This window comes from Streptomyces sp. VRA16 Mangrove soil, assembly GCF_017377775.1.
GTDB lineage: Bacteria > Actinomycetota > Actinomycetes > Streptomycetales > Streptomycetaceae > Streptomyces.
This window is the reverse complement of the sequence record NZ_JAFVLN010000003.1, coordinates 123,782-137,017: the sequence shown is the minus strand read 5'-3', so window position 1 is coordinate 137,017 and position 13,236 is coordinate 123,782. Positions and strand designations below refer to the sequence as shown.

Sequence of the window (13,236 nt, the reverse complement as noted above, 5' to 3'; positions counted from 1 at the left end):
CCGGCCCCAGGGCTGGTCCGGGCACTCCGGAACAACTGGAATAATCGCTGCATGAGTGAACGTCCGCGGCTGACCGTGCTCTCCGGCCCCTCAGGGGTCGGCAAGAGCACGGTCGTCGCCCATATGCGCAAGGAACACCCCGAGGTCTGGCTCTCGGTGTCGGCGACGACCCGCAAGCCGCGCCCGGGCGAGAAGCACGGAGTCCAGTACTTCTTCGTCACCGACGAGGAGATGGACAAGCTGATCGCCAACGGCGAGCTCCTCGAGTGGGCCGAGTTCGCGGGGAACCGCTACGGCACCCCGCGCAGTGCCGTTCTCGACCGCCTGGAGGCGGGCGAGCCGGTGCTCCTCGAGATCGACCTCCAGGGCGCTCGCCTGGTGCGGGAGTCGATGCCCGAGGCGCAGCTGGTCTTCCTCGCCCCGCCGAGCTGGGACGAGCTGGTGCGCCGGCTCACCGGCCGGGGCACCGAGTCGCCCGAGGTCATCGCGCGCAGGCTCGACGCCGCCAAGGTGGAGCTGGCCGCCGAGGCCGAGTTCGACACCACCCTTGTCAACACCTCCGTCGAGGACGTGGCCCGTGAGCTGCTAGCCTTGACGAAGGTTCTTTGATCTTTACCCTGTCGGGACTCTCGGTCCCGGCCCCCATCGGAAGGCAGAGAGTGTCCTCTTCCATCACCGCGCCCGAGGGCATCATCAACCCGCCGATTGATGAGCTGCTCGAAGCCACCGACTCGAAGTACAGCCTGGTCATCTACGCCGCCAAGCGCGCGCGTCAGATCAACGCGTACTACTCGCAGCTCGGTGAGGGTCTGCTCGAGTACGTCGGCCCGCTGGTGGACACGCACGTCCACGAGAAGCCGCTCTCGATCGCCCTTCGTGAGATCAACGCGGGTCTGCTGACGTCCGAGGCCATCGAGGGCCCGGCGCAGTAACGCTCCGCTGGATCGCTGAGATTCACGTCACCACAGGCCCGGCAGCGCTGCTGTCGGGCCTGTGGTGTGTCATGGAGCCATACGTTTTCCAGGTCTAGGTCGTAGGGGAGAGACGGTGTCGTCGAAGCCGAAGGTCGTTCTGGGGGTCAGTGGCGGCATCGCCGCCTACAAGGCGTGCGAGCTGCTGCGCCGGCTGACGGAGTCCGGCCACGACGTACGCGTCGTCCCCACCGACTCCGCGCTGCACTTCGTCGGCGCCGCGACCTGGTCCGCCCTCTCCGGCAACCCGGTGTCCACCGAGGTCTGGGACTCCGTCCACGAGGTCCCGCACGTGCGCATCGGCCAGCACGCGGACGTCGTGGTCGTCGCCCCCGCCACCGCCGACATGCTCGCGAAGGCGGCCCACGGCCTGGCCGACGACCTCCTGACGAACACGCTGCTCACCGCCCGCTGTCCGGTGATCTTCGCGCCCGCGATGCACACCGAGATGTGGGAGCACCCGGCGACGCAGGAGAACGTCGCCACGCTGCGCCGCCGCGGCGCCCTCGTCATCGAACCCGCGGTCGGCCGGCTGACCGGCGTCGACACGGGCAAGGGCCGCTTCCCCGACCCGGTCGAGATCTTCGAGTACGTGCGCCGGGTCCTGGCCCGCGGCGCCGCCTCCGCCGCGCCCGACCTCACCGGCCGGCATGTCGTCGTCAGCGCGGGCGGCACCCGAGAGCCCCTCGACCCGGTCCGCTTCCTCGGCAACCGTTCCTCGGGCAAGCAGGGCTACGCGCTGGCCCGCACGGCGGCGGCCCGCGGCGCCCGCGTCACGCTGCTCTCGGCCAACGCCTCCCTGCCGGACCCGGCGGGCGTCGACGTCGTCCACGTAGGCACGGCGACGCAGCTGCGGGAGGCGGTCCTGAAGGCCGCCGCGGACGCCGACGCGGTCGTCATGGCCGCGGCCGTGGCCGACTTCCGGCCCGAGACGTACGCCACCGGCAAGATCAAGAAGAAGGACGGTGAGGAACCGGCGCCGATCGTGCTGGTCCGTAATCCGGACATCCTTGCGGAGATCTCCGCGGACCGCCCGCGCCCCGGCCAGGTGGTCGTCGGGTTCGCCGCCGAGACCGACGACGTCCTCGCCAACGGCCGCACCAAGCTCGCCCGCAAGGGCTGTGACCTGCTGGTCGTCAATGAGGTCGGGGAGCGCAAGACGTTCGGGGCGGAGGAGAACGAGGCCGTGATCCTCGGCTCCGACGGCGGGGAGACCCCGGTCCCGTACGGCCCCAAGGAGGCCCTCGCCGACCGGATCTGGGACGAGGTCGTCCCTCGTCTGCCGCACCAGGGGTGAAAAACCGCATTCCCCCCATTGGCCGCCTACAACCCCCGGAAACCCGGGAATTTCGGGCGCCCGGTACTCTTCCGGAGAGCGATCGTCGTATCGGAGAATGCGGTGTCGCAGGTCACAGGCCTCCCAGTTGGCGAGACGCGTGGTCCGTCGACCGAGCACGACCGATAAACTGTCTCCGGATGTCGTCGGGCGCAGCCCCCGTACCGTCCGTCAATGATCAGCCAGCAGCCGCTGCAACCACAGGGAGCGTTGTGTCCCGTCGCCTGTTCACCTCGGAGTCCGTGACCGAGGGTCACCCCGACAAGATCGCTGACCAGATCAGCGACACCATTCTCGACGCGCTGCTGCGCGAGGACCCCACGTCCCGCGTCGCCGTCGAGACGCTGATCACCACCGGCCTCGTGCATGTGGCCGGCGAGGTGACCACCAAGGCGTACGCGCCGATCGCGCAGCTCGTGCGCGACAAGATCCTCGAGATCGGCTACGACTCGTCGAAGAAGGGCTTCGACGGCGCGTCCTGCGGCGTCTCGGTCTCCATCGGCTCGCAGTCGCCCGACATCGCGCAGGGCGTCGACACGGCGTACGAGAAGCGTGTCGAAGGCGACGACGACGAGCTCGACAAGCAGGGCGCGGGCGACCAGGGCCTGATGTTCGGCTACGCGTGCGACGAGACCCCGGAGCTGATGCCGCTCCCGATCCACCTCGCGCACCGTCTGTCGCGCCGCCTGTCCGAGGTCCGCAAGAACGGGACGATCCCGTACCTGCGCCCCGACGGCAAGACCCAGGTCACCATCGAGTACGACGGCGACAAGGCCGTCCGCCTCGACACCGTCGTCGTCTCCTCGCAGCACGCGTCGGACATCGACCTGGACTCCCTCCTCGCCCCCGACATCCGCGAGTTCGTCGTGGAGCCGGAGCTCAAGGCGCTCGTCGAGGACGGCATCAAGCTGGAGACCGAGGGCTACCGCCTCCTGGTGAACCCGACCGGCCGCTTCGAGATCGGCGGCCCGATGGGCGACGCGGGCCTCACCGGCCGCAAGATCATCATCGACACGTACGGCGGCTACGCCCGCCACGGTGGCGGCGCCTTCTCGGGCAAGGACCCGTCCAAGGTCGACCGCTCGGCCGCCTACGCCATGCGCTGGGTCGCCAAGAACGTCGTCGCCGCGGGTCTCGCCGCGCGCTGCGAGGTCCAGGTCGCGTACGCGATCGGCAAGGCCGAGCCGGTGGGTCTGTTCGTCGAGACCTTCGGTACGAACACGGTCGACACCGACAAGATCGAGACCGCGATCTCCGAGGTCTTCGACCTGCGTCCGGCCGCGATCATCCGCGACCTCGACCTGCTCCGCCCGATCTACTCCCAGACGGCCGCCTACGGCCACTTCGGGCGTGCGCTGCCCGACTTCACGTGGGAGAAGACGGACCGCGTGGACGCGCTGCGCAAGGCCGCGGGGCTGTAGCTCCCCGGGTTCGGAATGCTCTGTGGGCCCGGTTCTCCTTAGGGAGGGCCGGGCCCACAGATGTTCTCAAGGGGCGGACGCGAGGGAGAGGCGCACGCGGCGGCGCGCGAGGTCGACCTCGTCGATCCTGACGTGCAGGGTGTCGCCCTCGCCGGGGAAGCCGGTGAGGGCGGAGGCATGGACCAGGCCCTCGACGCCCTCGTCCGAGACGCGGACGAAGACGCCGAAGGGCACGATCTTGGTGACCCGGCCGCGCACGGTCTCTCCCGTGCGGTCGGCGAAGCGGATCAAGGGGTCTTCTTTCAGAGCGCGGAGAGAGACGACGACCTCGCCGTTGGACCGATCCGGCCCGACGACCTCGACGTGGACGCGTTGTCCCGGCCGGACCACGTCCTCCGCGCGGTCGAAGTGGGTCCAGGAGAGGTCAGGGATGCGGATGAAGCCGGTGGCCGGGAAGACCGGGTGCGGGACCTCGCCGTTCAGGCGGACGAAGACCCCGAAGCTCTCCACGCTGGCGATCGAGCCGTGCAGTCGGCTGCCCGGTTCCACCTGACGGACGTAGTCGCGATGTTCGGGGTACTCGCAGCGCTTGGACGACAGGTGGGCCACGCCCTTGTCGCGGTCGACGCCCAGAACCTCGGCTGTGAGACGCCGGCCCGAAACGGCGAAAGCGGGGACGTCGTCGATGCGGTGCCAGGACAGTTCGTGGGCGGAGATTCGGCCGAGCACCTCCTCGGCGCGGTCGCCGTCCAGGCGGACGAGCACGTCGTGGTCGTCGAGGCCGCAGACGGTGGTCGTCACGAGGTCGCCGGCGGTGATGCCGGTCAAGAAGGGTCGGGTGGCTTCGGAGGACATGGCCCGGAGCCTAGGCGCGGCCGCGTTCGCGGCCCAGCCTCTTGTCAGTCCCCTCTGGTAGGAATGCACCTGTGAGCAGCGAGAACGGCGAGAACGACACCCCCGAGGAGCCTGAGCAGCTGGCGTTGATCCGGGAGAGCGTGCGGCGGGCCAAGGTGCCGAAGGCCAAGCCGCGGACCTGGCGGGGGGCCGCGCTGGCCAAGGAGTTGCCGGTGGCGCGGGTGCTCGTGGACAAGGGGGTGCTGCATCTCGACCGGTACTTCGAGTACGCGGTGCCGCAGGAGCTGGATGCCGTCGCGCAGCCCGGGGTGCGGGTTCGCGTGCGGTTCGGGGCGGGGAACAAGAATGTCCGGGACGGGCGCCGTGAGGGCGGTGGGCTCATCGACGGGTTCCTCGTCGAGCGGGTGGCCGAGGCCGAGTATCAGGGCCCGCTTGCTGCCCTCGCCCAGGTGCTGTCCCCCGAGCCCGTGCTCGATGCGGAACTTCTCGGGCTGACGCGGGCCGTCGCCGACCGGTATGCCGGGAGCCTCGCCGATGTGCTGCAGCTGGCCGTGCCGCCGCGGCACGCGAAGGCCGAGGCACGGGAGTTCCCGCCGCCGCCCGTACCGCCGAGCGCGCCGGAGCCCGGGTCGTGGCGGCGGTACGAGCGGGGGGCCGACTTCGTCGCCTCGCTGGCGGCGGGGGGCGCGCCGCGTGCCGTGTGGACCGCGTTGCCGGGGCCCGAGTGGGCCCAGGAGATCGCCGTTGCCGTGCGGGCCACCTTGGCGTCCGGCCGTGGGGCCCTGGTCGTCGTGCCCACGGTGCGGCTTGCCGCGCGGGTCGATCAGGCGTTGCGGGAGGTGCTGGGGGAGGGGCAGCATGCGCTGCTCACCGCCGAGGCAGGACAGCAGCGGCGGTACTCGGAGTGGCTCGCCGTGCGGCGCGGGGCCGTACGGGCCGTCGTCGGGACCCGGGCCGCCATGTTCGCGCCCGTACGGAACCTCGGGCTCGTGGTCGTGTGGGACGACGGGGACAGTCATCACAGCGACGACCATGCTCCTTTCCCGCATGTGCGGGAGGTGCTGGAGCTGCGGTCCGCCCGCGACAAGTGCGCCTTCCTCGCCGGGAGTTGGAGCTGCACTGTCGAGGCCGCGCAGCTCGTGCGCAGTGGATGGGCCGCCGCCATCGCCGCCCCGAGGGAGGAAGTGCGGCGCGTCGCTCCGCTGGTGCGGACCGTGGGCGATCTCGATCTCGCCCGCGACGAAGCCGCCCGGGCCGCCCGTTTGCCGAGCGTGGCCTGGGAGGTGGCGCGCAAGGCGCTGCGGGAAGGGCCCGTGCTCGTACAGGTGCCGCGCCGCGGCTACGTGCCCCGGCTCGCCTGCCAGCGCTGCCGGGAGCCCGCACGCTGCCGGACGTGCGCCGGGCCGCTGGAGGCGCGCGAGGCCACCGGGGTGCTCGCCTGTGGCTGGTGCGGGCGCGAGGAGGCGGCGTGGCAGTGCGCCGAGTGCGGGGGGACGCGGCTGCGGGCCCAGGTGGTGGGCGCGCGGCGGACCGCCGAGGAGCTCGGGCGGGCGTTTCCCGCCGTGCCCGTACGGACGTCCGGGCGGGAGCAGGTTCTCGACACGGTCGCGGGAGCTCCGGCTCTTGTCGTCAGTACACCGGGGGCCGAGCCCGTCGCCGAGGGCGGATACGCCGCCGCGCTGCTGCTTGACGGCTGGGCGATGCTGGGCCGGCCCGATCTGCGGGCCGGTGAGGACGCGCTGCGGCGGTGGATCGCCGCGTCCGCGCTCGTCCGGCCCCAGGAAGTGGGCGGCACCGTCGTCGTCGTGGCCGAGCCGACCCTGCGCCCCGTGCAGGCGCTCGTCCGTTGGGACCCGGTGGGGCACGCCGTGCGCGAACTCGCCGACCGGGCCGAGCTCGGGTTCCCGCCGGTGTCGCGGATGGCGGCGGTCAGCGGGACGCCGGAGGCGCTCGCCGGGTTCCTCGGAGCCGTTGAACTGCCGGTCGAGGCCGAGGTGTTGGGGCCCGTGCCGGTGCCGGAGAGCGGCGGGGGCGGGACCCGGCGGCCCGGGGCGCCGCCCCCGGGTGAGCACTGGGAGCGTGCGCTGGTGCGCGTCCCGCCGGGCCGTGGCGCCGCTCTCGCCGGCGCCCTGAAGCAGGCGCAGGCCGCGCGGATGGCCAAGGGCGGGACCGAACCCGTACGAGTACGGGTGGATCCCCTCGACATCGGGTGACCCGGCGTCAAGCGTCCCCTGACGCGGGAGCGTCAACATGCCGCTGCCTCCCCGCACTTGACGCGCGGGGAGGCAGCGGACGCGGCTCGGCTCAGCCGTTGCGCGGTCCGGGGAACGCGCTGGGGCGCACCTCCTCGCGCAGGACGGAGCTGCCCGCCGTCGGCTGCGTCGGCATGGAGCGGGCGGCGGGCACCGAAGGCAGCGGGCCCGTGCCCATCGGCAGCGGCGGCCGCGCCGCGGTGGCCGCCTGGGCCTCGGCACCCCGCTCGGCCTCGGCGGCGGCCTGGGTGGCGGCCCTGCGCGCCCCGTAACGGCGGTGCACCGCCTGCTTGGTGACTCCGAGCGCGGAGCCCACCGCGTCCCACGAGAACCCCAGCGAGCGGTCGAAGTCCACGGCTGCTGTCACCAGAGTCTCGACGCTGTCCCGCAGTTCCTGGGCGAGACGGACGGTCGGGGCGGGCGCCCTGCCGTAGACGACGAAGCCCGCGGAGGGGCCGGAGCGGCGCGGGCGGTACACGTTGCCGAGCTGTGCGGTGAGGGTGCGCAGTGCGTCCACCTGCCGTCGGACCCGCTCGATGTCCCGCACCAGCAGGTGCAGGCTGGCCCGTGCCTGGGCGTCGTGGGTTGCGTGGTCGGCCATTTACAAGCCTCTCGAACCGGCGATGAAAATGAAAAGGATGGGGCCGGTCATGCACCGAACGGCGACTGGTTGTGACGACGATCGAGTGATTGCGGCCCGTTGACTGGTCAACTCTTTCTTGACCAACGCGCCATACGGTGAGGGGTCACGCTGTTCGGGCGTATCCGCATATGCGCAGGGCGCACGTTCGGGCGTGCGCCCCATGCGTGGCCGCGGCGCGACCGCCATAGACTGGTGCGCTGCCCGTCACCCCGCCCCGAGAGGCTGTCAGTCACCGATGAAGCTCGTCTTCGCCGGCACCCCCGAGGTCGCCGTTCCCGCCCTGGACGCCCTGATCGCCTCCGACAAGCACGAGGTCGCCGCGGTCGTCACCCGGCCCGACGCCCCCGCGGGGCGCGGCCGTCGCCTGGTCGCGAGCCCGGTCGCCGAGCGGGCCGAGGAGGCGGGCATCGAGGTGCTCAAGCCCGCCAAGCCGCGCGACGAGGACTTCCTGGCGCGGCTGCGCGAGATCGGCCCGGACTGCTGCCCGGTCGTCGCCTACGGCGCGCTGCTTCCGAAGATCGCGCTCGACGTGCCCGCCCGCGGCTGGGTCAATCTGCACTTCTCGCTGCTGCCCGCCTGGCGCGGGGCGGCGCCGGTGCAGCACGCGGTCATGGCCGGCGACGAGATCACGGGTGCCTCCACCTTCCTGATCGAGGAGGGACTCGACTCCGGTCCCGTCTACGGCACGGTGACCGAAGCGGTCCGGTCCACCGACACCAGCGGTGACCTGCTGACCCGGCTCGCGTTCGCGGGCGCCGGGCTGCTCGTCGCGACCATGGACGGCATCGCGGACGGCTCCCTCCAGGCCGTGCCGCAGCCCGCCGACGGCATCTCCCTCGCGCCGAAGATCACCGTCGAGGACGCCCGCATCGACTGGGCCGCGCCCGCGCTGCGCGTCGACCGCGTGGTGCGCGGCTGCACGCCCGCGCCCGGCGCGTGGACCGAGTTCCGCGGTGAGCGGCTCAAGGTGCGCTCGGCCGTCCCGGCCCCGGACCGCACGGATCTGGCGCCCGGCGAGCTGAGCGTCGGCAAGAAGAATCTGCACGTGGGCACCGGCTCGCACGCCGTGGAGCTGCTGTGGGTGCAGGCCCAGGGCAAGAAGCCGATGGCCGCTGCCGACTGGGCGCGCGGCGTGCGGATCGCCGCGGGCGAGCGCCTCGGCTGAGGCCCGCGAGGGTCCGTGACGGTGCCGGGACGTACGCTGGGAGGGTTCATTCCGGCGTGCGTCCTTCGCGTAGCGCCCGTACGACCCCACCAGCGGAGCACCTTTGAACGACCAGCCCAAGCGGCCTTCCCGGAACCCCGGTCAGAGCGGTAAGCCCGGCAAGCCCCACCGTCGCCCGAAGAAGGACCCCGTGCGCATCCTCGCCTTCGAGGCGCTGCGCGCGGTCGACGAGCGGGACGCGTACGCGAACCTCGTGCTGCCCCCGCTGCTGCGCAAGGCCCGGGAGAAGGAGGGGCCCGACAAGTTCGACGGGCGGGACGCGGCGCTCGCCACCGAGCTCGTCTACGGGACGCTGCGCCGCCAGGGCACGTACGACGCGATCGTCGCGGCCTGCATCGACCGGCCGCTGCGCGAGGTCGACCCGCCGGTCCTGGACGTGCTGAACCTCGGTGTGCACCAGCTGCTCGGCACGCGGATCCCGACGCACGCCGCCGTGTCCGCCTCCGTCGAGCTGGCGCGGGTCGTGCTCGGTGACGGGCGGGCCAAGTTCGTCAACGCGGTGCTGCGCAAGGTCTCGCAGGACGATCTCGACGGCTGGCTGGAGCGGGTCGCGCCGCCCTACGACGAGGATCCCGAGGACCACCTGGCCGTGGTTCATTCGCATCCGCGATGGGTCGTGTCCGCGCTGTGGGACGCGCTCGGCGGCGGGCGTGCCGGCATCGAGGACCTGCTGGAGGCCGACAACGAGCGGCCGGAGGTGACGCTCGTCGCGCGTCCCGGGCGGACCACGGCCGAGGCCGTCCTCGCCGAGGTGGGCGAGGATTCCGGGCTGCCGGGGCGCTGGTCCCCGTACGCGGTGCGGCTCGCCGAGGGCGGTGAGCCGGGGGCGCTCGACATCGTGCGGACCGGGCGTGCGGGTGTGCAGGACGAGGGCAGCCAGCTGGTCGCGCTTGCGCTGGCGAACGCTCCGCTGGAGGGCCCCGACGAGAAGTGGCTCGACGGGTGCGCGGGGCCGGGCGGCAAGGCCGCGATGCTGGCCGGGCTCGCCTCCGAGCGCGGGGCCGTGCTGCTCGCCTCCGAGAAGCAGCCGCACCGGGCCGGGCTCGTCGCCAAGGCGCTCGACGGCAACCCGGGCCCGTACCAGGTGATCGCGGCGGACGGGACGCGGCCGCCGTGGCGTCCCGGCTCCTTCGACCGGGTGCTGATGGACGTTCCCTGTACGGGACTTGGCGCGCTGCGGCGCCGGCCCGAGGCGCGCTGGCGGCGGCGGCCCGAGGACCTCGACGGGTTCGGTCCGCTGCAACGGTCCTTGCTGCGTACGGCACTTGAGTCGGTGCGGGTCGGCGGTGTCGTGGGGTACGCGACGTGCTCGCCGCACCTCGCCGAGACGCGGGCCGTCGTCGACGACGCGCTGAAGGCGTTCGGCGGGGCCGAACTCATCGACGCGCGGCCGATGTTGGAGGGTGTGCCGGGGCTCGGGGACGGGCCCGATGTGCAGTTGTGGCCGCATCTGCACGGGACCGATGCGATGTATCTGGCGTTGATCCGGCGGACCTCGTAGCGGGCGTGCGGGGCGTGGGTGGCCGAAGCGTTCCGGGGCTCTGTCCCGGGCCCGGTCCTCAATCGCCGGACGGGCTTGCTTCATGGTCCGGCCGCGACAGCGCGTGCGGCCACCACACCCTGCGCCCCGCGTCCAGGAACAGCGACGTCACCAGGATCGACCGCACCACGAACGTGTCGAGCAGCACGCCGAGCGCCACCGCGAAGCCGATCTCGGCGAAGGCCACCATCGGCAGTGTGCCGAGGGCCGCGAACGTGCCCGCCAGGACCAGGCCCGCCGAGGTGATCACCGCACCGGTCGCGGCCAGGCCCGTGACGACGCCGGGGCGTGTGCCCTGCCGGATCGCCTCCTCGCGGATGCGGGTCGTGAGGAAGATGTTGTAGTCGATGCCGAGCGCCACCAGGAACACGAAGACGAACAGCGGGAAGTCCGTGCCCTCGCCCGCGTAGTCGAAGACGTGGCGGAAGGCGAGCGCACTGATGCCGAGCGCCGCCGCGAAGGACAGCACGACCGTCCCGATCAGCAGCAGCGGCGCGATCAGGGCACGCAGCAGCAGCCCCAGGATCAGCAGGACGACCGCCAGGACCAGCGGGATCACCAGCTTGTTGTCGTGCGTCGTGGCACGGTCCATGTCGAGCAGGGCCGCGGGCCCGCCGCCCACCTCGGCGTCCGCGCCCGGCACGGCGTGCACCGCGTCGCGCACCCGGGAGACGGTGTCACGGGCCGCCTGGCTGTCGGAGGGGGCGCTGGTCGTCGCCTCGAACAGGACCCGGCCGCCGGCCACGGGCTTGGTGTTCGGCGGCACGGTCACGCTCCGTCGTACGACGCCGTCGGTACCGGCGACGGCACGCTTGACCTGGCCGGCCCGTCCCTGGTTCGCGACGATGACGAGCGGGTCGCCGGTGCCCGCGGGGAAGTACCGCGCCGACACCTCCTGGCCCACGATCGAGTCCGGCTTGTTCGTGAACGAGTCGGCGTTGCTGATCCCCGCCGCCCGCAACTGGATCAGGCCCAGCGAGAGCAGCGCGAGCGCCAGGGCCGTCGCGCTCCACACCAACCGCGGGCGGCGCGCGATACGGCGTCCCGTGCGCGCCCAGAAGCCGCGCACCGTGGGCTCCTCGCTCCCCATGTGCGGGATCGCCGGCCAGAAGATCCAGCGCCCGAAGATCACCAGCAGGGCCGGGAAGAGCGTCAGCATCGCGGACAGGCCGACGGCGACCCCGATCGCGGCGACCGGGCCGAGGCCGCGCGTCGAGTTCATGTCGGCCGTCAGCAGCACCAGCATGCTCAGGACCACCGTGGCGCCCGAGGCGAGGACGGCCGGGCCCGCCCGGTGCAGCGCGAGCGCCATCGCCGCGTGCCGGTCCTCGTGCCGGCGCAGCTCCTCCCGGTAGCGGGCGACGAGGAGCAGGGCGTAGTCCGTCCCCGCGCCGAAGACGAGGACGGTGAGGATGCCCGCGCTCTGGCCGTTCACGGTCAACCCCGCGTGCTTGGCCAGCAGATAGATCAGCGCCTGCGCCGTGAACAGCGCAGCCACCACGCTCACCACGGGCACCAGCAGCAACGTGGGACTGCGGTACGTGAACAGCAGGATCACGATCACGATGCCGAGTGCCGACAGCAGCAGGGTGGAGTCGATGCCCTCGAACGCCTTGGAGAAGTCGGCCGAGGTGCCGCCGGGTCCGGTGATGTGAACGGCGAGTCCGGCCGTCGACCGGCCCGTGCGGTCACGGATCGAGTCCACCGCGGGCGCGATCCGCTCCCAGCCCTTCGCGTCCATGGTCACGGGCACGTAGATCTGCGCCGCCGACGGCCGCACCTTCTGGTCGAAGACCGGTCCCTGGGTCTGCGAACCGCGCAGCCCGTGATCGCTGAGCTGCCTGATCTCGCGCGCGTCCGTGACGATCCGGGCCCGGTCGGCCGCGGTGAGGCCGCCCTCGCGCGCGTAGATCACCACGGCCGGGATCGTCTCCGGCCTGAAGTCCTTCGAGAGGTCGAGGACCTGGGTGGACTCGGCGGAGCCGGGCAGCCACGACTGCGCGTCGTTGTCCTGCGCGTCCGTGAGTTTCCGGGCGAACGGGGATGTACCGACGATGATCACCAGCCACAGCACGAGCACCAGCCACTTGCTGCGCCGTCCGCACACCAGCCGGGCCACCCCGTGCCGCCGTGCCCCGGTGTCCGGTACGTCCGCCATGGCGCCCCCCGCTGCGTCGTGCGCGGTACCTGTCGTGGCCGCCCAGAATGGCACGGCAGGGCACGGCTCGGCATCGGTATGCGGGACTGGTCCAGACCGAGGCGGGAAAGCGGCCGTGGGCATGGCAGTCTTGGGGCATGGCCGTTCAGATCAACCCCAGCATCCTCTCCGCGGACTTCGCCCGCCTCGCCGACGAGGCGAAGGCTGTCGAAGGCGCCGACTGGCTCCACGTCGACGTCATGGACAACCACTTCGTCCCGAACCTCACGCTGGGCGTGCCGATCGTAGAGTCGCTGGCGCGGGCGACGGACACCCCGCTGGACTGCCACCTGATGATCGAGGACCCCGATCGCTGGGCACCGCAGTACGTCGAAGCGGGGGCCGGATCCGTCACCTTCCACGCGGAGGCCGCCCACGCGCCGGTCCGTCTCGCCCGGGAGATCCGCGCCAAGGGCGCCCGCGCCTCCATGGCGCTCAAGCCGGCGACGCCCATCGAGCCGTACGAGGACCTGCTCCCCGAGCTCGACATGCTGCTGATCATGACGGTTGAGCCCGGTTTCGGTGGGCAGGCGTTCCTCGACATCATGCTGCCGAAGATCCGTCGGACGCGTGAGTTGATCTCCAAGCACGGGCTTGAGCTGTGGCTGCAGGTCGACGGCGGTGTCTCCGCGTCCACCATCGAGCGGTGCGCGGAAGCCGGCGCCGACGTGTTCGTCGCCGGTTCGGCCGTATACGGGGCGAAGGACCCGGCCGAGGCGGTCCGTGCGCTGCGCGACCAGGCGACGGGGGCGACCACGTCCGCGAGCTGGGCGTGCGACCACTGAGCCACGGATAC

The 13,236-nt window shown here is 72.2% G+C and carries 11 protein-coding genes; 8 read left to right on the top strand and 3 right to left on the bottom strand.

The genetic code is table 11. The annotated features are described in order from the left end of the window. The first annotated feature begins 51 nt into the window (after positions 1-51). The 4 genes from gmk to metK all read left to right on the top strand — a co-directional run bounded on the left by gmk (position 52) and on the right by metK (position 3,728). Positions 52-609: a guanylate kinase gene (gmk, locus tag J3486_RS09980; protein ID WP_207819845.1), complete on the top strand. Its 558-nt coding sequence runs from the start codon at positions 52-54 to the stop codon at positions 607-609. Positions 610-659: 50 nt separating this feature from the next. Next, complete coding sequence (rpoZ, locus tag J3486_RS09975) at positions 660-932, top strand: DNA-directed RNA polymerase subunit omega (protein WP_005319902.1); 273 nt, start codon at positions 660-662, stop codon at positions 930-932. A gap of 115 nt (positions 933-1,047) precedes the next feature. Further along, positions 1,048-2,268, top strand: a complete 1,221-nt coding sequence (gene coaBC / locus J3486_RS09970; protein ID WP_207819844.1) for a bifunctional phosphopantothenoylcysteine decarboxylase/phosphopantothenate--cysteine ligase CoaBC — start codon at positions 1,048-1,050, stop codon at positions 2,266-2,268. 251 nt (positions 2,269-2,519) lie between these two features. After that, on the top strand, positions 2,520-3,728 hold the full coding sequence (gene metK, locus J3486_RS09965; RefSeq protein WP_207819843.1) for a methionine adenosyltransferase: 1,209 nt from the start codon (positions 2,520-2,522) through the stop codon (positions 3,726-3,728). A gap of 66 nt (positions 3,729-3,794) precedes the next feature. Here metK and J3486_RS09960 read toward each other — a convergent pair whose 3' ends face one another. Continuing rightward, on the bottom strand, positions 3,795-4,583 hold the full coding sequence (locus tag J3486_RS09960) for a S1 RNA-binding domain-containing protein (protein WP_207819842.1): 789 nt from the start codon (positions 4,581-4,583) through the stop codon (positions 3,795-3,797). 71 nt (positions 4,584-4,654) lie between these two features. Between J3486_RS09960 and J3486_RS09955 the strand changes: the two genes are divergently transcribed. Further along, positions 4,655-6,796: a primosomal protein N' gene (locus tag J3486_RS09955; RefSeq protein WP_207819841.1), complete on the top strand. Its 2,142-nt coding sequence runs from the start codon at positions 4,655-4,657 to the stop codon at positions 6,794-6,796. A gap of 91 nt (positions 6,797-6,887) precedes the next feature. Here the strand turns inward: J3486_RS09955 and J3486_RS09950 are convergent, their stop codons facing one another. Further along, a complete protein-coding gene (locus J3486_RS09950; RefSeq protein WP_207819840.1) occupies positions 6,888-7,436 on the bottom strand; it encodes a hypothetical protein in 549 nt (182 codons plus the stop codon). A 277-nt stretch (positions 7,437-7,713) separates the two neighbouring features. Between J3486_RS09950 and fmt the strand changes: the two genes are divergently transcribed. Further along, a complete protein-coding gene (gene fmt / locus J3486_RS09945) occupies positions 7,714-8,643 on the top strand; it encodes a methionyl-tRNA formyltransferase (RefSeq protein ID WP_207819839.1) in 930 nt (309 codons plus the stop codon). A gap of 103 nt (positions 8,644-8,746) precedes the next feature. Continuing rightward, the gene (locus J3486_RS09940) at positions 8,747-10,204 is read left to right on the top strand and encodes an RsmB/NOP family class I SAM-dependent RNA methyltransferase (protein WP_207819838.1); all 1,458 of its coding nucleotides are present in this window, start codon (positions 8,747-8,749) and stop codon (positions 10,202-10,204) included. Between the two features lie 58 nt (positions 10,205-10,262). Here J3486_RS09940 and J3486_RS09935 read toward each other — a convergent pair whose 3' ends face one another. Continuing rightward, complete coding sequence (locus J3486_RS09935; protein ID WP_207819837.1) at positions 10,263-12,401, bottom strand: MMPL family transporter; 2,139 nt, start codon at positions 12,399-12,401, stop codon at positions 10,263-10,265. Positions 12,402-12,538: 137 nt separating this feature from the next. Between J3486_RS09935 and rpe the strand changes: the two genes are divergently transcribed. Further along, the gene (gene rpe / locus J3486_RS09930; RefSeq protein WP_207819836.1) at positions 12,539-13,225 is read left to right on the top strand and encodes a ribulose-phosphate 3-epimerase; all 687 of its coding nucleotides are present in this window, start codon (positions 12,539-12,541) and stop codon (positions 13,223-13,225) included. Positions 13,226-13,236: the final 11 nt, after the last annotated feature.